Source organism: Methylomicrobium agile (assembly GCF_000733855.1).
GTDB lineage: Bacteria > Pseudomonadota > Gammaproteobacteria > Methylococcales > Methylomonadaceae > Methylomicrobium > Methylomicrobium agile.
Genome location: NZ_JPOJ01000001.1, coordinates 1,245,439 through 1,267,422, shown reverse-complemented (window position 1 = coordinate 1,267,422; position 21,984 = coordinate 1,245,439). Strand labels below are relative to the sequence as shown.

General features: G+C 58.8%; 16 protein-coding genes. 7 read left to right on the top strand and 9 right to left on the bottom strand.

All coding sequences use genetic code 11. The features are described from left to right. Positions 1–32: 32 nt before the first annotated feature. Positions 33–410, bottom strand: a complete 378-nt coding sequence (locus CC94_RS0106075; RefSeq protein WP_005374835.1) for a YajD family HNH nuclease — start codon at positions 408–410, stop codon at positions 33–35. A 500-nt stretch (positions 411–910) separates the two neighbouring features. Here CC94_RS0106075 and CC94_RS0106070 point away from each other — a divergent pair, with 500 nt between their 5' ends. The 4 genes from CC94_RS0106070 (at position 911) to CC94_RS0106050 (ending at position 13,048) form a co-directional block, all read left to right on the top strand. Beyond that, complete coding sequence (locus CC94_RS0106070) at positions 911–1,441, top strand: REP-associated tyrosine transposase (RefSeq protein WP_031430193.1); 531 nt, start codon at positions 911–913, stop codon at positions 1,439–1,441. A 365-nt stretch (positions 1,442–1,806) separates the two neighbouring features. Then, positions 1,807–11,649 (top strand): retention module-containing protein, encoded by a 9,843-nt coding sequence (locus tag CC94_RS0106060; RefSeq protein ID WP_084675305.1) that lies wholly within the window; start codon positions 1,807–1,809, stop codon positions 11,647–11,649. Between the two features lie 855 nt (positions 11,650–12,504). Continuing rightward, positions 12,505–12,786: a type II toxin-antitoxin system Phd/YefM family antitoxin gene (locus CC94_RS0106055; protein WP_005374822.1), complete on the top strand. Its 282-nt coding sequence runs from the start codon at positions 12,505–12,507 to the stop codon at positions 12,784–12,786. Then, the gene (locus CC94_RS0106050; protein WP_005374820.1) at positions 12,779–13,048 is read left to right on the top strand and encodes a Txe/YoeB family addiction module toxin; all 270 of its coding nucleotides are present in this window, start codon (positions 12,779–12,781) and stop codon (positions 13,046–13,048) included. The genes CC94_RS0106055 and CC94_RS0106050 overlap by 8 nt, the downstream gene beginning before the upstream one ends. Before the next feature lie 584 nt (positions 13,049–13,632). On the opposite strand, the gene CC94_RS25015 is transcribed toward CC94_RS0106050, so the two are convergent. The 5 genes from CC94_RS25015 to CC94_RS0106025 all read right to left on the bottom strand — a co-directional run bounded on the left by CC94_RS25015 (position 13,633) and on the right by CC94_RS0106025 (position 15,945). Next, entirely contained in the window at positions 13,633–13,755 is a 123-nt protein-coding gene (locus tag CC94_RS25015; protein WP_281174007.1) for a hypothetical protein, read from the bottom strand. 50 nt (positions 13,756–13,805) lie between these two features. Further along, positions 13,806–14,663 (bottom strand): Rpn family recombination-promoting nuclease/putative transposase, encoded by an 858-nt coding sequence (locus CC94_RS0106040; RefSeq protein ID WP_245619705.1) that lies wholly within the window; start codon positions 14,661–14,663, stop codon positions 13,806–13,808. A gap of 111 nt (positions 14,664–14,774) precedes the next feature. Beyond that, the gene (locus CC94_RS0106035) at positions 14,775–15,230 is read right to left on the bottom strand and encodes a DUF1249 domain-containing protein (RefSeq protein ID WP_005374816.1); all 456 of its coding nucleotides are present in this window, start codon (positions 15,228–15,230) and stop codon (positions 14,775–14,777) included. After that, complete coding sequence (locus CC94_RS0106030; protein ID WP_005374815.1) at positions 15,227–15,643, bottom strand: 6-pyruvoyl trahydropterin synthase family protein; 417 nt, start codon at positions 15,641–15,643, stop codon at positions 15,227–15,229. Before CC94_RS0106030 ends, CC94_RS0106035 begins: the two co-directional genes overlap by 4 nt. Before the next feature lie 5 nt (positions 15,644–15,648). Beyond that, positions 15,649–15,945, bottom strand: coding sequence for a PilZ domain-containing protein (locus tag CC94_RS0106025; RefSeq protein ID WP_005374813.1), 297 nt, complete (start codon positions 15,943–15,945; stop codon positions 15,649–15,651). Between the two features lie 311 nt (positions 15,946–16,256). Here CC94_RS0106025 and CC94_RS0106015 point away from each other — a divergent pair, with 311 nt between their 5' ends. Further along, positions 16,257–17,270: a tryptophan--tRNA ligase gene (locus CC94_RS0106015; RefSeq protein ID WP_005374812.1), complete on the top strand. Its 1,014-nt coding sequence runs from the start codon at positions 16,257–16,259 to the stop codon at positions 17,268–17,270. Continuing rightward, a complete protein-coding gene (locus CC94_RS0106010) occupies positions 17,267–17,983 on the top strand; it encodes a hypothetical protein (protein ID WP_005374811.1) in 717 nt (238 codons plus the stop codon). The genes CC94_RS0106015 and CC94_RS0106010 overlap by 4 nt, the downstream gene beginning before the upstream one ends. A 34-nt stretch (positions 17,984–18,017) precedes the next feature. On the opposite strand, the gene CC94_RS0106005 is transcribed toward CC94_RS0106010, so the two are convergent. From CC94_RS0106005 to CC94_RS0105995, 3 genes are all read right to left on the bottom strand, one after another. Then, entirely contained in the window at positions 18,018–18,593 is a 576-nt protein-coding gene (locus tag CC94_RS0106005; RefSeq protein WP_005374810.1) for a YigZ family protein, read from the bottom strand. A gap of 341 nt (positions 18,594–18,934) precedes the next feature. Beyond that, entirely contained in the window at positions 18,935–19,441 is a 507-nt protein-coding gene (locus tag CC94_RS0106000) for a hypothetical protein (protein ID WP_005374809.1), read from the bottom strand. Positions 19,442–19,486: 45 nt separating this feature from the next. Next, positions 19,487–20,893: a P-loop NTPase family protein gene (locus CC94_RS0105995; RefSeq protein ID WP_031430183.1), complete on the bottom strand. Its 1,407-nt coding sequence runs from the start codon at positions 20,891–20,893 to the stop codon at positions 19,487–19,489. Between the two features lie 574 nt (positions 20,894–21,467). Here CC94_RS0105995 and CC94_RS0105985 point away from each other — a divergent pair. Beyond that, positions 21,468–21,881, top strand: a complete 414-nt coding sequence (locus CC94_RS0105985; protein WP_051040420.1) for a hypothetical protein — start codon at positions 21,468–21,470, stop codon at positions 21,879–21,881. Positions 21,882–21,984: the final 103 nt, after the last annotated feature.

The window sequence follows — 21,984 nt, the reverse complement described above, 5'->3', positions numbered from 1 at the left end:
AACGAAGCTCGGCGTTATTTCAATTCCTTGCGCTATTTCTTCGTCATCAATTCCTTCAGACCCGCAAAAGGATTATGGGTGGCGGCAGGTGACGAGGTTTTCAGTGCCGATGCGCTGCCGAAGCGCATTTCCTCGTAACGGGAATGTTCGTTGTCGTGGCAATAAACGCACAGCAATTCCCAGTTGCTGCCGTCCGGAGGATTGTTGTCGTGGTTGTGATCCTTGTGATGGACGGTCAATTCGCTGAGGTTTCTGGATGTAAATTCCCGCGCGCAACGGCCGCAAATCCACGGATACATCTTGATCGCCCGTTCCCGGTAGGTGGCTTCCTTGAGTTGTTGATTGCGTTTGACCTCGGCGATGAATTGATCCATTTTATCTTTGTCGAGGGTGGTCTTTTTTATAGTCATGGCAAAAATTCTCCCAAAAGGCGGACGAAGCGGAAAAGCGAGGCTTTTCCGGGTAAACGGTAGAAGGAGTGAATCGAAGCGCCGGATTGTCCCGCATTCCGGCTGGTCAGCGCCTTGAATGTTCCCGATGCCGCTGAACAAAAATACTCCTGCTTCCTATTATATTTATATGGAAAAAACGGACAAGCATCGGATACGCAATGTATCGAGAAGGCTTTGAATAACCCCTTCTTCCTCCGCTCTACGCCGTTAAGTCAAGCCTGCAGGAATTGCAAGCTGGCTTTGCGGATAACGCAACCGGATCGACAAAGTTCTTGTAGTAGGGCGGATTCGCCGCCAGGCAATCCGCCGCTTTAAAGGCCATTGGCGTTTTGCTGTCGCGAAAACGCCCTACAGTCGTGTAGGTCGGGCACGCGTTTTTTGTGCCCGACATTTCCTTCGAAGAAATCATTATCCTCGTTCCCACGCTCCCGCGTGGGAACGCATACGGAGTCAAATAGATGGGCAGAAGCCGTTATCGATTCATCCACCCCGATCAACCCCATTTTATGACGCTGACCGTTCTGCATTGGATTCCGGTATTTACCCGGCCCGCTACGGTTGAGATCTTATTTGAATCACTGCGTTTTTTAGTCAATGAGGGGTTAACGATCCATGCCTATGTGATTCTTGAAAATCACCTTCATCTGATTGCACAAAGCCAACAATTGGATAGGGACATTTATCGCTTAAAATCCTATACAGCTCGAGAATTGATTCGGCTTCTGGAAGCCAATCGGATAAATACGATCCTTGATCAATTGGCTTTTTATAAAAAAGCGCATAAAAGTGATCGTGCGTATCAGTTCTGGCAGGAAGGCGTTCATCCGGAATGGATTCAAAGCGAAGAGATGATGCGGCAAAAAATTGAATATATACATCTGAATCCGGTGAAAAGGGGGTATGTAGAGCAGGCGGAGCATTGGCGGTATTCGAGCGCTCGGGATTATGCGGGACAGTCGGGGTTGTTGCCGGTGACTCGGCGTTGGTGAGCACGTATGCATTCCCACGCGGGAGCGTGGGAACGAGAAAAAACGCCCGACAACTCTGGCGGCATCCCCCCCTTTGAAAAAGGGGGCAGGGGGGATTTGCTCTACAAATAGTTGACGAGGCAACGCCGATGCACCGCTTAATTCGCAGTTGAAGGTTGCGAAGAAATCATTGTCATTTAGTACCAAAGTCGTGTAGGTCGGGCACGCGTTTTTTGTGCCCGACATTTCCTTCGAAGAAATCATTGTCATTTAGTACCAAAGTACAATATTCAACTTGCAGGGTTTGTGGAACAATTACCTCATGCGCTAACTCGATAGCGCGCGGATTATAGAGCGATAAAATCCCCAAGTGGAGGGCACTAAAAATGGCAAAGTTCGGCATCGTTAAATTTGTGACAGGTATGGTAAAGGCGGTTTCGGCCGACGGTACCGAGCGTGTGCTTTACACGGGGGACAGAGTACTTCCGGACGAAGTCATCGTGACCGCGGACAACGGCAATGTCGTGATCGAATTCAATGACGGCACGACCATGGATCTGGGCCGCAATCAGCAAGTTTCCCTGAACGAAGATATGCTGTCGTCTGAGAACCCGGTCACGCAGGCTGCCGGGCAAACCGCGGCAGGCGCGCAAGACGAAGTGGCCGCCATCCAGCAGGCGCTGTTCGATGAAAACTTCGATCCGACCAAGTCTCTGCAAGCCGCCGCCGCCGGCGGTGCCGATGCGGGCGGCGGCACGGCGTCGGGCGGCAATGAAGGTCATGGTACTGTATACATTGTCGACTATCAGAATCCCGTATCCCAACCGAACAGCGGTTTCGACACGAACGGAATTAGTTTTTCATTTTCGCAGATTCAGGAAAACCTGATACTCAATCCGATGCTGACGGAGGGAGTGAATAATCCCGTAATAATAAACGGTATCGGCGTTACTACGGGCGATCTCAGCATCCTCGAAAGCGGCCTGCCGGCGGGCAGCAGCCCGAATACGGAGGGAGTGATGCAGGCCGGCAGCTTCGAAGTGGTGGCGCTGGACGGCATTGCCACGGTAACCGTAGGCGGCACGACGTTCACCTTTGCCCAGCTACAGGATCTGGCGAACAATCCGGTGACGATTGATACCCCGTACGGCGCATTGACCTTGGCCGGTTTCGCGGGCGGCGCGACAGGCGGCACCGTCAGTTACCGCTACACACTGGACGCGGCGGTCGATAACGACAGCCAAGCGGGCGCCGACAGTGACCGCTTCATCGAGACAGTCGCGGTCACCGTGACCGATAACGACGGCAGTGCCGCGAATTCGTCGATCAATATCGAAATTATCGATGACGTCCCCGACGCGATCGACGACACCCCCGTCGAAACCGCCAGCGAAAACCAGGTCACGCTGACCGGCAACGTCTTCACCAACGACGTGCTCGGCGCCGACGTAACGGCCAACCCGATCACCCCGGCGACCCTGACCGGCCTCTACGGCACCCTGGAACTGGCCGCCGACGGCAGCTACACCTACACGCTGAACCCCAACGGCGAAGCTTTCCTCGCCCTGGGCGGCGGCGGTACCGCGGCGGAAACGTTCCCGTACACCTTGACCGATGCCGACGGCGACAGCGACACCGCAATCCTCACGCTGAACATCGAAAATATCGACGACAACGTCACGATCACCGGCATCGGCAATACCGCCGGCGATGAGACCGTGCTGGAAAGCCACCTGCCGGACGGCACCGCGCCCGATGCCGCCAGCCTGACCCAGACCGGCAGCTTCACGCTCGATGCGCCGGACGGGCTGCAGACAGTGACCGTCCACGGCACCGAACTGAGCGTGGCGCAGCTTCTGGACCTCGGCGCCGCCCCGGTCACCGTGACCACCCCGCAAGGCACCTTGACCCTGACCGGCTACAGCGGCACCGCGTTTGGCGGCACCGTCGACTACAGCTACACCCTGAACACCTCGGTGGATAACGGCGGCCAGAGCGGCGACTTCATCGACACGTTGGCGGTCGCGGTGACCGACGTGGACGGCGACAGCGCGAATTCGACGTTGAACATTCATATCGTCAACGACGTCCCCGACGCGATCGACGACACTAACGCCGAAGCCGCCAATGAAAACCAGGTCACGCTGACCGGCAACGTCTTCACCAACGACGTGCTCGGCGCCGACGTAACGGCCAACCCGATCACCCCGGCGACCCTGACCGGCCTCTACGGCACCCTGGAACTGGCCGCCGACGGCAGCTACACCTACACGCTGAACCCCAACGGCGAAGCTTTCCTCGCCCTGGGCGGCGGCGGTACCGGAACGGAAACCTTCCCGTACACCCTGACCGACGCCGACGGCGACAGCGACACCGCAATCCTCACGCTGAACATCGAAAATATCGACGACAACGTCACGATCACCGGCATCGGCAATACCGCCGGCGATGAGACCGTGCTGGAAAGCCACCTGCCGGACGGCACCGCGCCCGATGCCGCCAGCCTGACCCAGACCGGCAGCTTCATGCTCGATGCGCCGGACGGACTGCAGACAGTGACCGTCCACGGCACCGAACTGAGCGTGGCGCAGCTTCTGGACCTCGGCGCCGCCCCGGTCACCGTGACCACCCCGCAAGGCACCTTGACCCTGACCGGCTACAGCGGCACCGCGTTTGGCGGCACCGTCGACTACAGCTACACCCTGAACAACCCGGCGGACAACGGCGGCCAGAGCGGCGACTTCATCGACACGCTGGCGGTCGCGGTGACCGACGTGGACGGCGACAGCGCGAATTCGACGTTGAACATTCATATCGTCAACGACGTCCCCGACGCGATCGACGACACCAACGCCCAAACCGCCAGCGAAAACCAGGTCACACTGACCGGCAACGTCTTCACCAACGACGTGCTCGGCGCCGACGTAACGGCCAACCCGATCACCCCGGCGACCCTGACCGGCCTCTACGGCACCCTGGAACTGGCCGCCGACGGCAGCTACACCTACACGCTGAACCCCAACGGCGAAGCTTTCCTCGCCCTGGGCGGCGGCGGTACCGGAACGGAAACCTTCCCGTACACCCTGACCGACGCCGACGGCGACAGCGACACCGCGGTCCTCGCGCTGAACATCGAAAATACCAACAATGGGGTCGCAATCACCAACCTGACCCCGGCCGCCGAAGGCGGCGACGTGGCCGTCAACGAAAGCCACCTGGCCGACGGCTCCAACCCCAACGCCGCCGCGCTGACCCAGCCCGGCAGCTTCACGATCAGCGCGCCGGACGGCGTAGGCAACCTGACGATCGACGGCCACGCCGTCATCACCGACGGCGCGTTCACGGCCGACAGCTTCACCACCGGCTTGGGCAATACCTTGACCATTACCGGCTACGACAGCAACACCGGCACGGTCAGCTACACCTACACCCTGACCGACAACGAAACCCATGACCCCGTCCAAGGCCCGAACAGCCTGTTCGAAAACCTCGACGTGGTCCTGACCGACCTGGACGGCGACAGCACCTCGGGCATTCTGGCGGTGAACATCGTCGACGACGTGCCCATCGCCGTAAACGACGTGGACAGCATCGCCTCCGGCGTGGGGCCGGCCACCGGCAACGTGATCACCGACGCCGAAGGCGACGGCGGCGCCGATACCCGAGGCGCGGACGGCGCCGCCGTAACGGCGGTGGCCAGCAACAACGTCCCGGCGAACAGCGACGGCAGCGCGGACGGCAGCGGCAACTTCCAGGTCGCCGGCCAATACGGCGTCTTGACCCTGCACCAGAACGGCGACTACAGCTACACCCGTAACGAAGGCACGCCGGGCAACGTCAGCGACGTCTTCACCTACACCCTGACCGACGGCGACGGCGACAGCGCCACCGCGACCCTGACGATTACCATCGGCAACACCCTGCCGACGATCGGCAACCTGACCCCGGCAGCCGAAGGCGGCGACGTCACCGTCAACGAAAGCCACCTGGCCGACGGCTCCGACCCCAACGCCGCCGCGCTGACCCAGCCCGGCAGCTTCACGATCAGCGCCCCGGACGGCGTAGGCAACCTGACGATCGACGGCCACGCCGTCATCAGCAACGGCGTGTTCACGCCCGGCAGCTTCACTACCGGCTTGGGCAATACCTTGACCATTACCGGCTACGACAGCAACACCGGCACGGTCAGCTACACCTACACCCTGACCGACAACGAAACCCATGACCCCGTCCAAGGCACGAACAGCCTGTTCGAAAACCTCGACGTGGTCTTGACCGACCTGGACGGCGACAGCACCCAGGCCACCCTGGCGGTGAACATCCTCGACGACGTGCCCGTCGCCGTGGACGACGTGGACAGCATCGCCTCCGGCGTAGGGCCGGCCACCGGCAACGTGATCACCGACGCCGAAGGCGACGGCGGCGCCGATACCCTTGGCGCGGACGGTGCTGTGGTGACAGCGATCGTCAGCAATAATCCAGGCGGGGCGGCATTGACGGAAGTAAGCGCCGCCGGCGTGACCATTGCCGGCCAATACGGCGACCTGACCATCCATTCGGACGGCGTCTACAGCTATATTCGGTACGAAGGCATGCCGGGCAACGTCAGCGACGTCTTCACCTACACCCTGACCGATGGCGACGGCGACAGCGCCACCGCGACCCTGACGATTACGAGTGGCAACACCCTGCCGACGATCGGCAACCTGACCCCGGCCGCCGAAGGCGGCGATGTGGCCGTCAACGAAAGCCACCTGGCCGACGGCTCCAGCCCCAACGCCGCCGCGCTGACCCAGCCCGGCAGCTTCACGATCAGCGCCCCGGACGGCGTAGGCAACCTGACGATCGACGGCCACCCCGTCATCAGCAACGGCGTGTTCACGCCCGGCAGCTTCACTACCGGATTGGGCAATACCCTGGCCGTTACCGGCTACAACCCGGCGACCGGCGAAATCAGCTACACCTACACCCTGGCCGACAACGAAAGCCATGACGCCGTCCAAGGCGCCAACAGCCTGTTCGAAAACTTCGAAGTGGTCTTGACCGACCTGGACGGCGACAGCACTAGCGGCACCCTGGCGGTGAACATCCTCGACGACGTGCCGGTGGCCGTGGACGACGTGGACAGCATCGCCTCCGGCGTGGGCCCCGCGACCGGCAACGTGATCACCGACGCCGAAGGCGACGGCGGCGCCGATACCCGAGGCGCGGACGGCGCCGCCGTCACGGCGGTAGCCAGCAACAACGTCCCGGCGAACAGCGACGGCAGCGCCGACGGCAGCGGCAACTTCCAGGTCGCCGGCCAATACGGCGTCTTGACCCTGCACCAGAACGGCGACTACAGCTACACCCGTAACGAAGGCACGCCGGGCAACGTCAGCGACGTCTTCACCTACACCCTGACCGACGGCGACGGCGACAGCGACACCGCGACCCTGACCATCGCGATTGGCAACACCCTGCCGACGATCGGCAACCTGACCCCGGCCGCCGAGGGCGGCGACGTCACCGTAAACGAAAGCCACTTGGCCGACGGCTCCAGCCCGAATGCCGCCGCGCTGACGCAGCCCGGCAGCTTCACGATCAGCGCGCCGGACGGCGTAGGCAACCTGACGATTGGCGGCCACGCCGTCATCAGCAACGGCGTGTTCGCAGCCGGCAGCTTCACCACCGGTTTGGGCAATACCCTGGCCATCACCGGTTACGACAGCAGCACCGGCACGGTCAGCTACACCTACACCCTGGCCGACAACGAAAGCCATGACGCCGTCCAAGGCGCCAACAGCCTGTTCGAAAACTTCGAAGTGGTCTTGACCGACCTGGACGGCGACAGCACTAGCGGCACCCTGGCGGTGAACATCCTCGACGACGTGCCGGTGGCCGTGGACGACGTGGACAGCATCGCCTCCGGCGTGGGCCCCGCGACCGGCAACGTGATCACCGACGCCGAAGGCGACGGCGGCGCCGATACCCGAGGCGCGGACGGCGCCGCCGTCACGGCGGTAGCCAGCAACAACGTCCCGGCGAACAGCGACGGCAGCGCCGACGGCAGCGGCAACTTCCAGGTCGCCGGCCAATACGGCGTCTTGACCCTGCACCAGAACGGCGACTACAGCTACACCCGTAACGAAGGCACGCCGGGCAACGTCAGCGACGTCTTCACCTACACCCTGACCGACGGCGACGGCGACAGCGACACCGCGACCCTGACCATCGCGATTGGCAACACCCTGCCGACGATCGGCAACCTGACCCCGGCCGCCGAGGGCGGCGACGTCACCGTAAACGAAAGCCACTTGGCCGACGGCTCCAGCCCGAATGCCGCCGCGCTGACGCAGCCCGGCAGCTTCACGATCAGCGCGCCGGACGGCGTAGGCAACCTGACGATTGGCGGCCACGCCGTCATCAGCAACGGCGTGTTCGCAGCCGGCAGCTTCACCACCGGTTTGGGCAATACCCTGGCCATCACCGGTTACGACAGCAGCACCGGCACGGTCAGCTACACCTACACCCTGGCCGACAACGAAAGCCATGACGCCGTCCAAGGCGCCAACAGCCTGTTCGAAAACTTCGAAGTGGTCTTGACCGACCTGGACGGCGACAGCACTAGCGGCACCCTGGCGGTGAACATCCTCGACGACGTGCCGGTGGCCGTGGACGACGTGGACAGCATCGCCTCCGGCGTGGGCCCCGCGACCGGCAACGTGATCACCGACGCCGAAGGCGACGGCGGCGCCGATACCCGAGGCGCGGACGGCGCCGCCGTCACGGCGGTAGCCAGCAACAACGTCCCGGCGAACAGCGACGGCAGCGCCGACGGCAGCGGCAACTTCCAGGTCGCCGGCCAATACGGCGTCTTGACCCTGCACCAGAACGGCGACTACAGCTACACCCGTAACGAAGGCACGCCGGGCAACGTCAGCGACGTCTTCACCTACACCCTGACCGACGGCGACGGCGACAGCGACACCGCGACCCTGACCATCGCGATTGGCAACACCCTGCCGACGATCGGCAACCTGACCCCGGCCGCCGAGGGCGGCGACGTCACCGTAAACGAAAGCCACTTGGCCGACGGCTCCAGCCCGAATGCCGCCGCGCTGACGCAGCCCGGCAGCTTCACGATCAGCGCGCCGGACGGCGTAGGCAACCTGACGATTGGCGGCCACGCCGTCATCAGCAACGGCGTGTTCGCAGCCGGCAGCTTCACCACCGGTTTGGGCAATACCCTGGCCATCACCGGTTACGACAGCAGCACCGGCACGGTCAGCTACACCTACACCCTGGCCGACAACGAAAGCCATGACGCCGTCCAAGGCGCCAACAGCCTGTTCGAAAACTTCGAAGTGGTCTTGACCGACCTGGACGGCGACAGCACTAGCGGCACCCTGGCGGTGAACATCCTCGACGACGTGCCGGTGGCCGTGGACGACGTGGACAGCATCGCCTCCGGCGTGGGCCCCGCGACCGGCAACGTGATCACCGACGCCGAAGGCGACGGCGGCGCCGATACCCGAGGCGCGGACGGCGCCGCCGTCACGGCGGTAGCCAGCAACAACGTCCCGGCGAACAGCGACGGCAGCGCCGACGGCAGCGGCAACTTCCAGGTCGCCGGCCAATACGGCGTCTTGACCCTGCACCAGAACGGCGACTACAGCTACACCCGTAACGAAGGCACGCCGGGCAACGTCAGCGATGTCTTCACCTACACCCTGACCGACGGCGACGGCGACAGCGACACCGCGACCCTGACCATCGCGATTGGCAACACCCTGCCGACGATCGGCAACCTGACCCCGGCCGCCGAGGGCGGCGACGTCACCGTAAACGAAAGCCACTTGGCCGACGGCTCCAGCCCGAATGCCGCCGCGCTGACGCAGCCCGGCAGCTTCACGATCAGCGCGCCGGACGGCGTAGGCAACCTGACGATTGGCGGCCACGCCGTCATCAGCAACGGCGTGTTCGCAGCCGGCAGCTTCACCACCGGTTTGGGCAATACCCTGGCGATTACCGGCTACAACCCGGCGACCGGCGAAATCAGCTACACCTACACCCTGGCCGATAACGAAACCCATGACGCCGTCCAAGGCCCCAACAGCCTGTTCGAAAACTTCGAAGTGGTCTTGACCGACCTGGACGGCGATGCTACTAACGGCATCCTGACGGTGAACATCCTCGACGACGTGCCGAGCGTGACGGTGAGCGTGGAGGCGGCGGCCGACGCACTGGTCGTGGACGAAACGAACCTGGCGATCAACGCCACAGCCGACTTCGCGGACAACTTCAGCAGCGTGCCGACCTACGGTGCGGACGGTGCGGGCACGGTCACGAGCGCCTATACGCTGAGCATCACGGGCGGCAACGGCACCGACAGCGGCCTGGACAACCTGGCGGGCCAGAACATCCTGCTGCACAACAACGGCGGCGTGATCGAAGGCCGCGTAGGCGACACCGTCTACTTCACGGTCAGCGTCAACGGCAGCGGCACAGTCACGCTGGACCAGCAAATCGCGATCAAGCATCCGGACGGCAGTGACCCGGACGACGCAGTCACGCTGAGCAACGCCAACCTGATCGTGCTGACGCGCACCGACACCATCACGGACGGGGACGGCGACACCAACACCGGTTCGGCCAGCATCGACATTGGCACGGCCTTGAGCTTCAAGGATGACGGCCCGGCAATAGGTGATTTCACCCACGCTGTCATTCCGAACGAAGTTGGAACTGTAAGCGGCTTCTTCAATGCCGATTTCGGCGCGGATGGATTTGATGGGTTCACCATCACGCCTCCTGCAATTGATGGCGTGACCTACAGCCAGGCTGATCTTGTCGTGGACGGCGCGGTGGTGGGGCGCGTGTTGACGGCAATGGCTGGGGGAGACGAGCTTTTCAAGCTGACGGTTCACAAGGACGGAACCTACAATTTCGGGCTCATCACCCCGGAGGCAGGAACAACCACTACCCATGCCTTCAACCTGGGACAATTGGCGTCGGGCAACACTCTGAACTTCGTCCAGCTTTCTGACGGTACGCTGGAATTCCACAGCCCTGGATCACTGAATGTCTCTACGCAGGGCTTCGGGGTCAACAATAACTTTTTGGGAGCCAACGAAGAGGTCACGCTGGAATTCTATAAGACCGGAAGTGTGCCCGCGAACGACAGCCCTGGTGGTCCGATTCTGGGTGGTCCTGTAAACTCGGACAACCGCTATGTGGACAAACTCACGCTGACGAACAATATGCAGAGCTCGCTGACCATCCGCTGGACGGTTTTCAACGACCAGACGGGCCAGACGGAAACCGACGTAATCGCCGTTTCCGGCGCGACCACTGAGATTGATCCAAGCATCAGCTTCAACCGGGTGCATATTGAAGGAGTGTCGGCCGGCAGCCAAGGCGTTCGATTCTCGAATCCCACTATTACAGAAACCGAAACCATCCTGCCTCGGGACCAGAATCTGGAATTCGGTATTGTCGGCTCCGACGGCGACGGCGACGTGACTGCATCGCAGGCGTTGAATATTCACATCGTCGGCGGTGCCGGCACGAGCTTCACCCTGGACGGCACGAGTGGAGATGATGTGATTGCATCCAGCACGGTGGCGGATACCATCGATGGCGGCGCCGGATTCGATATCGTCGATTACCGTGACGATACGGCCGGGGTGAACGTCAACCTCGGCACCAGCACCGGCTCAGGCGGTCAGGCGGAAGGCGACACCTACACCTCCATCGAAGGAGCGCTGGGCGGCAGCGGCAACGACACGCTGACAGGCCACAGCAGCAACGCCAACTATCTGGATGGCGGCGCCGGCAACGATATCCTGATCGGTGGGGATGGCAACGACACCCTGATTGGCGGCCTTGGCAATGATACTCTGACGAGTGGTAGCGGTTCGGACACCTTCGTCTGGCAAGCGGGTGATACCGGTACCGATATCATTACCGATTTCACCGTTGGGGCGGGTGGCGATGTGCTGAATCTCGCCGATCTATTGCAGGGCGAAAACGCAGGCAATATTGCCACAGGCGGCTTCCTGAGCTTCAGCTTTAATGCCGTCACCAACGCCACCACGATTACGGTGGATGCCAACGGCAGCGGTAATGCTGGCGGTACCGGTCAGACCATCGTGTTGCAAAACGTGGATCTTACAGCTGGTAACACCTTGACGAACACGGAGATTATTAACACTATGCTGGACGTTGGCAATTTGCAGATCGACTAACAGGTAGCGTTGTTATCCTGCAGACAGGCGCCTTCGGGCGCCTGTTTTTTATGGGCAAGCCGTGTAGGTCGGGCACGCTTTTTGTGCCCGACACTTTCGATGTGACGGTATGAGGTCACGGTTACGGATCAGCGAACGGTCTTTCCGCCGCCCAAATGTCGGGCAACGGTGAAGCGGTTGCCCGACCTACCCGGCTTGCATAAGGAGGACCGTAGGACCGTAGGGCGGTTTCGCGTCAGCAAACCGCCAACTTGCATAAGGAGGGCTCTTCAATGGCGGATTGCCTGTCGGCGAATCCGCCCTACCGTGGGGCGGCATTTGGCTGTCAGTCGTGTAGGTTGGGCACGCTTTTTGTGCCCGACACTTTCGATGTGATGGTATGAGGTCACGGTCACGGTTACGGATCAGCGAACGGCCTTTCCGCCGCCCAAATGTCGGGCAACGGTGAAGCGGTTGCCCGACCTACCCGGCTTGCATAAGGAGGATCGTAGGGCGGTTTCGCGTCAGCAAACCGCCAACTTGCATAAGGAGGGCTCTTCAATGGCGGATTACCTGTCGGCGAATCCGCCCTACCGTGGGGCGGCATTTGGCTGTCAGTCGTGTAGGTCGGGCACGCTTTTTGTGCCCCACACTTTCGATGTGACGGTATGAGGTCACGGTTACGGATCAGCGAACGGCCTTTCCGCTGCCCAAATGTCGGGCAACGGTGAAGCTGTTGCCTGACCTACCCGGCTTAATTTAATGGCAGTGGCGCTGGAGCCTGGGAACGAGAAATAAGGCCAATACCCGCCTGGGCGGGTATTGGCCGCGCTTCTTTGTTTATGTACAATATGCTTGTACAAATTAGGGTGTGTTATGACAATTGAAACGACTTATAGCCAAGCGCGCGAGCAATTGAAAACGTTGATGGATCGTGCTGTGGATGATCATGAGGTGATCGTTGTGCGGCGCAGGAGCGGAGGGGCTGTTGCTATGATTGCGGCGGATGAGCTTGAAAGCTTGCTGGAAACCGCGCATTTACTGCGCTCGCCCAAGAATGCGGAACGTTTGCTGATAGCATTGGCGCGTGCACGGTCAGAAAATAGGGCGCCGACGTCGCTTGCGGATCTTGAGCAAGAGATGGGGATCAATGCATAGCGGCGACCGCGTTGCCGTTTTTCATCCTGAATTTCTGGAAGACTTGCAATATTGGGTCGAAACTGACCGGCGCGTCGCCAAACGCTTATTGGAACTTGTGAAAGCCACGTTGCGCGCGCCCTTCGACGGCATTGGCAAACCCGAACCGCTAAAGTATCTGGGACCGGATGTGTGGTCTCGCCGCATCACGCAAGAACACCGTTGCGTTTATTTGGTCAAGCAAGGCCGCGTTGAATTCTTACAGGGACGTTATCACTATTAACCCGTTCGCGGTGTTTTGTATCGCCAAAAATCGGGCGTATGGGAGCGATCCTCAGATCGCGACTAATAGTCGTGTAGGTCGGGCACGCTTTTTGTGCCCGACACTTTCGATGTGACGGTATGAGGTCACGGTTACGGATCAGCGAACGGCCTTTCCGCCGCCCAAATGTCGGGCAACGGTGAAGCTGTTGCCCGACCTACCAGACTTGCATAAGGACCGTAGGGCGGTTTCGCGTCAGCAAACCGCCAACTTGCATAAGGAGGACTCTCCAATGGCGGATTGCCTGTCGGCGAATCCGCCCTACCGCTGGGGCGGCACTTGGCTGTCAGCGGATAATGGCCCGCCCCACACCTCTTCCAGTCGTGTAGGTCGGGCACGCTTTTATGCCCGACACTTTCGATGCGACGGTATGAGGTCACGGTTACGAATCAGCGAACGGCCTTTCCGCTGCCCAAATGTCGAGCAACGGTGAAGCGGTTGCCCGACCTACCAGACTTAGACCGTAGGGCGGTTTCGCGTCAGCAAACCGCCAACTTGAATAAGGAGGACTCTCCAATGGTGGATTGCCTGTCGGCGAATCCGCCCTACCGCTGGGGCGGCACTTGGCTGTCAGCGGATAACGGCCCGCCCCATACCTCTTCCAGCCGCTCGGCGGTCAAAATACGCTCGACCCAGGCGTCCAGTTGGGCTTTCGCGGCCGCGTGCACCCGCTGCTCCACGTCCGCGGTCAGCGGGCCGAATTTTAGCCGGAGCAGTTTTAGCAGCGTTTGGGCTTCGCCCTTGGTTTCGCCCCGGGCTTCCCCCCGAGCCTCCCCCCGGGCTTCCCCCGGGCCTCCCCTTGCGCCTCGCCCTGTAATCTCGCTTCTTGTAGCCATTGCGGAATGCGTTGTGCCAGCATGGTCTTGATCTCCCGTAAATCGTTCGGTTCGGTCGGCCGGTCCTCGCCCGGCGCGTGCAGCACCCGGTTGATCCAGACGCTGAAACTGCGCCGCAGCCGGGTTTGTTCCGGTGCTGCCAGCCATTCTATCAAATTGGAGATGACTTCGAGAATCGCCGCCGGTTCGCGATGATGCTCCAGCCGGAAGATCGCCGCGACCAGATTGGGGAGCGGATCCAGCGCCTCCAGGTCATAAGCGCCTTCGTCCAGTATCAGATAACGCAGAGTGGGCCGGTAGCGTGCCAGGCCGCCGGGCAAGGTGGCGATCAACTCCGCCAGCTCGGTGGGCGCCCGCCAGCGCCGGTCGCCGTTGTACAACACGACCGGAAACACCGGCGGCAGCCGTCTGTCGGGCAGGGTTTGCCGGGTCTTGATCAGGTCCTGATAGAGCAAGCCGATATAACTCATCAGCCTGACCGCCATGTAATGATCGACGGTCGATTGAAATTCAATCAGCAAGTATACGTAAATCCACTGATGCCGGGACTTGACACGCCAGATCACATCGTCCTCGCGATGCCGTAGATCGTCGGTGACATAACTGGTGGCCACCGACTCCAGGGTGGAAAAGTCGAGTTCGCCGACCCAGGGCTCATGCACGAAGCCTTGCAATAAATCCCGGATGATTTCAGGCTCGGAGAACAGCAGTTTGTAGGAATGGTCGTGCGATGGGTTCATGTCCGGATGATAGCATGAGCGGTGATATTTTGCGAAGCCGGAGCTTGGGCGCTAGAAAATTCGCCTACGTGTTGCATCGGGTGGAGACGAATTTATCGGTCCGCTCCGGATTTAGGCGATGACGGGCGTCTTGCTGTTTTCAGGGCTGAACCGGTAGTTCTTGTTCAGGCAGTGTTCCAGCCATTTTTGCAGAAAGTAATTCAAGCGCCATTTATAGTTCATGATTTCCAGGCTCAGGCCGGGGTTCCTGTAGACCTTGGCAACGGCGGCGCGGGCATGGTCGTTGATCACTTCAGCCAGTTGCAGGTCCAGATAAAGCCGTATGGTCACGGCGGGTTCCAGAAACTCTTCCAGATTCCTTTTGAAACTGTGGCTTAACAGGATCGTCAGCGTATAGGGCGAGCGTTCGAGCACTTCGAGATGGAGGGCGGAACTGTTGTCGGCGACGCCGATCGCGGTATCGCGGCAGTCGAGCAAATGCGGAATCAAACGCAGGAGTTTCCGGTAATTGGCGGCGCAGATCTGTTCGAGGCAGAAGGACTTATTGACGGGATTCAACTGGCTCATAATCGTGGCGAATCTTCGCTGTAGCAGGCATGGGCGCTGGCGGTTTCCCAGAGCACGACTTGCGCGACATTCAATCCGGCCTGCCGAAGATAACGGTAAATCATCTTGCTGAGCACTTCGGCGGTCGGATGTTCGTCGAGGGCCAGAAAGCGTTCGTTGTTCGCGATCAGCATCGGGATGATCGGATCGTCCTTGTGCAGTAAAAAGTTATGATCGAGATATTGATCGATATAGGCTTCGACAGCATCCCTGATGTCCGAAAAATCACAGACCATTCCTTGATCGTTAAGCTGTTCCTGCCTGATCGAAATCGAGGCCTTGACGCTGTGCCCGTGCAAATGGCGGCATTTGCCGGGATGATTCATCAGCCGGTGCCCGTAACAGAAATAGACCTCTTTGGTGATGGTGTACATGTCAATCAACATCCTTTGATGCTTTTGATCGCCGCGGCGATTTCGAAGCCGCGGCCGGTTAATGGAATACAGCGGACGATTTCGATGAAGGCGGTAACCGGAGGGCCGAGCGGGCTTTTGACGACGTGTATCCTTGCGGCTTTGCCCGGTGGCAGCGCCTCGGGGAGAACAAAAGAGACGCCCGCGCCGCTGATGGTTTTGCAATGCCCTACGAGTTGTTCGGTCGAACCGGCCAGTTTGACGGCGATTTCGCCGCCGCTCGTCAGGCGCGCGTGATGACGTTGTTCATTCGGATCGGGCAAGATGGATAACCTGGATTAAGTGGTAAAACAAAGGAATTATGGTAAAACAAAGGAATTCGAAAAATGCGGTGGTTTACTGTACTCAGCTTAGCAAAAATCAACCGGAAAAGAAAAGCCTCTTGGCGCGCGCCGGCCCGGTCCGGCCATTTTGCCGGTATTTGGACTGCAAAATGGCCGGAATTTCGGTAAGATGTGCGTCTGACCCGATGCCGTTCGGGCTGCAGGCTGTCCTGTGACGCTGCAGCGGCTTTACTGGCCGGTATCGATTTTTGGGTCGTATCAAACAATCGAAGACCATCGAGTGGGTATCAATGACGAAAGCAACGGTATTAACAGGCATCACGACCACGGGCACGCCGCACCTGGGCAATTATGTCGGCGCGATTCGGCCGGCGATTGCGGCGAGCAAGAACGACAATGTCGCGCCTTTTTATTTTCTGGCCGATTATCATGCGTTGATCAAATGTCAGGAGCCGGACAGGGTACGCCAATCCAGCCGTGAAATCGCCGCGACCTGGCTTGCCCTGGGCCTCGATACCTCGAATGCGGTTTTTTACCGGCAGTCGGATGTGCCCGAGATCCTGGAGTTGACCTGGATTTTAACTTGCGTAACCGCCAAAGGTTTGATGAACCGGGCGCATGCTTACAAAGCCGCTGTGGCCGAAAATGAACAAGGGGACGAAAAGGATCCGGATAAGGGGGTCACGATGGGGCTGTTCAGTTATCCGATTCTGATGGCGGCCGATATTCTGATGTTCAAGGCCGACAAGGTGCCGGTCGGCAGGGATCAGATTCAGCATATCGAAATGGCGCGGGACATCGCGGCGCGCTTCAACCACATTTACGGCGAGCATTTTACCCTGCCCGAAGCGGTGGTCGAGGAGCACGGCGCGACACTGCTGGGGCTCGACGGACGCAAGATGAGCAAGAGCTACAACAACACGATACCGCTGTTCGAACCCGAGAAAAAACTCAGAAAGCTGATCAACAAAATTAAGACCAATTCGCTGGAGCCGGGCGAGCCCAAAGACCCGGATACCTGCACGCTGTTCAGTATCTACAAAGCCTTTGCCACTCAGGCCGAAGTCGCCGAAATACGCCAGCGTTATGCGGACGGCATCGGCTGGGGCGAGATGAAGCAGGTATTGTTCGAATATATCAACGAGCATATCGCCCCCGCCCGTGAGCGCTACGAGGCGTTGATGCAGGCGCCGGACCATATCGAACAGCAGTTGCAGGAAGGAGCGCGGAAGGCGCGCGCGATCAGCGTTCCGTTTCTGAAGGACTTGCGCGAAGCGGTCGGTATCTCCAGGATAGCGGTGTGAACGACATTACCTTCAGCAACTGGTTGCGGGAGTCCCTGCAGTTCATCGGCCGCGGCCCCGGTACCTGGTTCGGTTGTTGTCTGGCGATCGGCTTGCTGATGCTGCTGGGGCATATCTCTTTGGCGCTGGGTGTGTTCGTGTCGATTGCCGGCCTGTTTGTCGGTGTCGGCGTGGCGAAGTATATCGATCTGAAATACAACGCGGACAATCCGGTGCCGTTACTGTGGGCGGTCAAAAAAAGCCTGCCGCTGGCCATTCTGGCGGCGGGCGCCCTGGTTTTTTTCTGGGGAGTTTTCAGGACGGTTGCAGGCGTTACAGCCGGCGACTGGCAGAACATCGTCAAGTTTTTCTTCGAATGGGAGTACACGCCGGAAAACCTGCAGAGGCAAACGATGCGCGAGCTGGCAATCTGGCTGTTCGGCTATGCGAACGTCGCGCTGATGTTTTGCCTGTTGATGCTGAACAGTTTCGCGAGCTGGTTCAGCTATCCGCTGATGCTGTTCAGAAACTATCGCTGGAGCGCGGCGAAAGAGGAGGGAAGGCAAATGCTTTCCCAGCACGCGAATGCGTTCTACAAGATGCAGGGTTTCATTTTCCTGCAGGCGATGCTTTGCCTGTCCGTGACGCCTTTCTTGACGCCGGTCCTGTATATGCTGACGTCGACAATGATGTATGTGTCTTACCAGAGCTTGTTCGGGACCAAGACCAAGTAAAAAGCGCCTGTTAAGGTTTAAATGCAACTTCTCGTCAGATTTTTTCGAACAGCGGAAAGGTTTGTTGCAGCGTGGGCAATTGTTCCGCCGGCAGTTCGAGCACTAGGTGGATCTGCTCGGCAAATTGCTGATCGACGATGCGCCCGTTCAGCTTTTTGAGCAGATATTCCAGGGGCTGCAACTGGCTGTAGGTCACCGATAATTTGACGTTGGCCATTTCGATAAAAGGTTCGATGTCGGCTTCGTCGATCACCCGTTTGGCCGCGTTCCCGTAAGCGCGAGTCAAGCCGCCGGCGCCGAGCTTGATGCCGCCGAAATAGCGGACCACCACCAGCAGCACGTCGATCAAATGTTTGCCTTCCAGGTGTTGAAAGATCGGTTTTCCGGCCGTGCCGGACGGCTCGCCGGCGTCGTGGAACCGGTAGACGAAGCCTTGCGGCGTCTTCAGGCGATAAGCGTAAACGATATGCGTGGCGTCCGGGTATTCGCCGTGCAGGCGCTGCAAGTGCCGAACGGCGGTCTGCTCGTCTTGGCAGGGGAAAATCATCGCGATGAAACGCGACTTTTTGATGTTGTCTTCAATCGTGTGCTGAGATTTGACACAATACAAGGATCACTCCGAATCTGGACCGCAAACCGCGTATGATAGCAATACATCCGTATGCTTCCGAAAAAATTCACCCTCAGGTCGACCGCAACCGCCCGCTCGAAGAATTCCGGCTGGGGTTGATAACCCGTCCCCAATGTTTGAAAATTCTCCGCCAACACCAAATCATCTTTCCTGTCTATCCCGCTTTAAACGTTACGGCCGGGATAAATATCCTGTTCGGTACCTGTATCTTACGGGGCTGGCATGGCACCTTTCGGAAGGTGAGAACTTCCCTTTACGCGATATGAAAATGCTCTAGCAGCGAGGCGGCCGGCGAAATCTTCCGCCGCTGAGGCGAGGGGTCAAATCAGTTGACCGAGCCCGAACGCGCCGAGATAGGTCGCGATGAAATACAGCAATGCCAGCACGGTGCTGGCGATCACATTGATTTCGATGACCTTTTTGAAGATGTAGGTGATCAGGGTGAAATCCCAGAAAATCAGCGCGAACAAAAGGTAATAGCTTAGCGGATCATCGCTGACGGTCACCCAGATCATCACCGGGATGACGAACAGCGCGACTACGTTCGCGCAGAGCATCATCGCGGTCGTTACCTGCACGAAACCGTACAGTGTTTTATTGAAAAACATCATCAGGCCGATAAACAGCAGGGTCAATCCCGTTTCGAGCGCGACTTCGTAAAACGACTCGAACGGGTCGTCGGTCATGTTGGCCTGCAGGAAATACTGGATCAGGAAATAAAAAACCAGATTCTGTTTAAAAAAACCGGTCGACCGGGTCAATTCGAGCGGATTGTGCCTGAACCAGCATAAAGGCAGATACTGTCTGATGATGTCGACGGTTGCCATGATGGTTCGAACCCGTATGGTACGCTAGCGGCCGATGATGTTTAGTCAGGGTATTTGTTTGGGTCCCTTGCTGTCTGCAAAAACGTCGAAAAGCTGTGCATTATAGGCGCTGAACGTGTCGTTCAGCGATTGAACCAGATCCTTCGTTCTGCTCGTCAGTTGAGCCAGCCGGGCCTTGGTCTTTTTGTTCCAGAGGGCCGGTTCGGAAACCGGCAGCAGCATCCGCGAGAAAGTCAGGTTTTTTTCGAACATGCCGGCCGGATTCTCGAGCAGGTTGAGTTCCTTTTGCCGGTTACTCAACTGGTTGATCACCATTTTCGCGTGCAGCCGGCTAAAGATCAAATGAATCGGTGTCATGATCACGATCAGCACCAGCAGCGCAATCGGTCCCAAAATCGGATCGATCAGCGTTGCCAGGACAATGCCGGTGTTGATTTCGGCGAACAGCGCGAGCACGATGAACAGGCTGAGCACCAGCAGGCTGGACATGTTGACCCGTTCTTTCCAGGTCGCGATGCCTTTTTTGACTTCGGGCACGATGACGTTTTCGATCTCGGCGATATGGCTTTCGAGTGCCTGCAAAATCCGGTATGTCCGGTCGTAGCCGACATTGGCAAGCCGCTGATCGATCAGGCTGAAGTCGACCTTGCCCGGCTGCGGGATGAATCCGCTGTCCTGGCTCGGCAAAATCATGAACTGGCCGGAGGCAATGCCGAGATCGGCCAGCCGCCGCTGCCAGCTGGAGATGATCTCGCCGCTTCTTGCCGAGTTCAGCGCGGCGGGGGCATCGATCAGATAAATCACTTTGTTGGTGTCCTGATGCCGTTTGATCTGTTCGATCAGGTCATCCAGCAAAGGCGACGGCGTCTCGAAAGTATCGGTGAAGACGAACACCGTATCGGAGTTTTCGATCGCGTAACTCACGAGAAAGGACGTTACGGCGGTAGCAGGCGTCGCGCTGATGCTTGGCGCTTCGATGAACAGCTTGCCTTTCAGGTGATCGCTCGGCAGCGTTTTGAGTTCCAGGTAGGCGTTGATGCGGCCGCCTTCGCCACGCCGCAACTGTTCGAGCTTGCGGCTGATTTGATAAAACGGGAAACGATGATCGACATCGAGCGCCGTGCCGGGCAGGGTGGTCGGGCTGGTCTGATTGTTGTGCAGCAGCACCGAGAATTTGTTATGCGAGGTTTGCAGGCCGGTGAGCTGGAGATCGGAGCCGAAATAAGCGTTCATGAATTTCGACTTGGCATTCGATGCCCCGCCGATCAGGGTGACGATCGGCCACCAGGAGCATTTGGTGGCGGTGGTGTCGTCCGCGCCGATCAGGCCGAGGTCGTATTCCAGTTGGTCGAGCTCATGAAAGACTTTGGCGGTTTTTTGCAAAATCGGGCTGTCGCTGGCGAAGTATTTTTCCAGATTGGACAGGTATCTGCTTAAAGTCTTTTCAGTCATGTCTTCGCACCGGTCTATTAAATTATTATTGTTGGTATAAAAAGCCCCATGCTTGCCGTCATGTTTCGGGCTGGGGAACTGCTACTCGGCATCGGCACACCAATGAACATGAGCGACAGAGGCTCGCTACCGGTTTGTGAGTCCGTGCTTTACAGATTTTTAATCCGCTTGCGCGATGAATCCACCCATGAGCCGCTGCGCAGAAACGCTTACCGAAGCGGTTAAAAACCCTTATCCTTGTTCCGAAAAAAAACCGCAAAAAAAAGCATATTTGTACGATGATACAAAAAATGGGGTAAATATCAAAGGTATTTTATTGATCGAAGACGGCGGCGTTCGGGCGCGGCAGGCGATTACGGCCGATCGGGAGACTCGGGTTTTGAATGATGCTTCATCGCAAAGCCGTTTTGTCTGTACTCGACCGCTCGGGCGGACGCAACGCGCCGATCGGCCGATTTTTTGCCCGGTAGAAGTTTTGTGGATTTTTATCCACGCGGACAATGAATTTGTGTATATTTGATAATTTTTAGACCGGGCCGTTTAGAGGACCCTCTGTTTGAATGTCCGATCGATTATGACGCAGCCGTATTTTTTCCGTTTGCCGATCTTGATGCTGATTGCCTTGTTGACAGGGTGCGCGTGGCCCTGGGCCGGCAATCTCAGCGGCACCGGTTTGAGCAAGAAAGAGTTTGCGCGCTATGTCGAAGAAGTGTTCCGCTTTCAAAACCGGATGACCAGCGAGGTGATGATGCTGACGGCGACGGACGAGGGCAACGACTTTTCCGGTTTGCTGAAATCCGAACAGCGCATGCAGCTGGTTTGTGCGCCATTGAACGAATATGTATCCCGCGATATTGAAGGGCTCGGCAGCGGCCTGGGCCTGCAGCGGCAAGTCGCCAAGACCGCTTTCGATTGCGACCGCGCCGCGCATGAGGTCGATCGGCTGTTGAAATTGAGCCGGCCGCCGTTCGGGGAGGGCTCGGGATAAGCTGGTCCTTAGGTCCTTAATCGCATGTCTTTATACACAAATTCGTCATTCCGGCAGGGATTGCCGGAATCCACGACTGCACGGATGCAGGAGGTAGGCAACG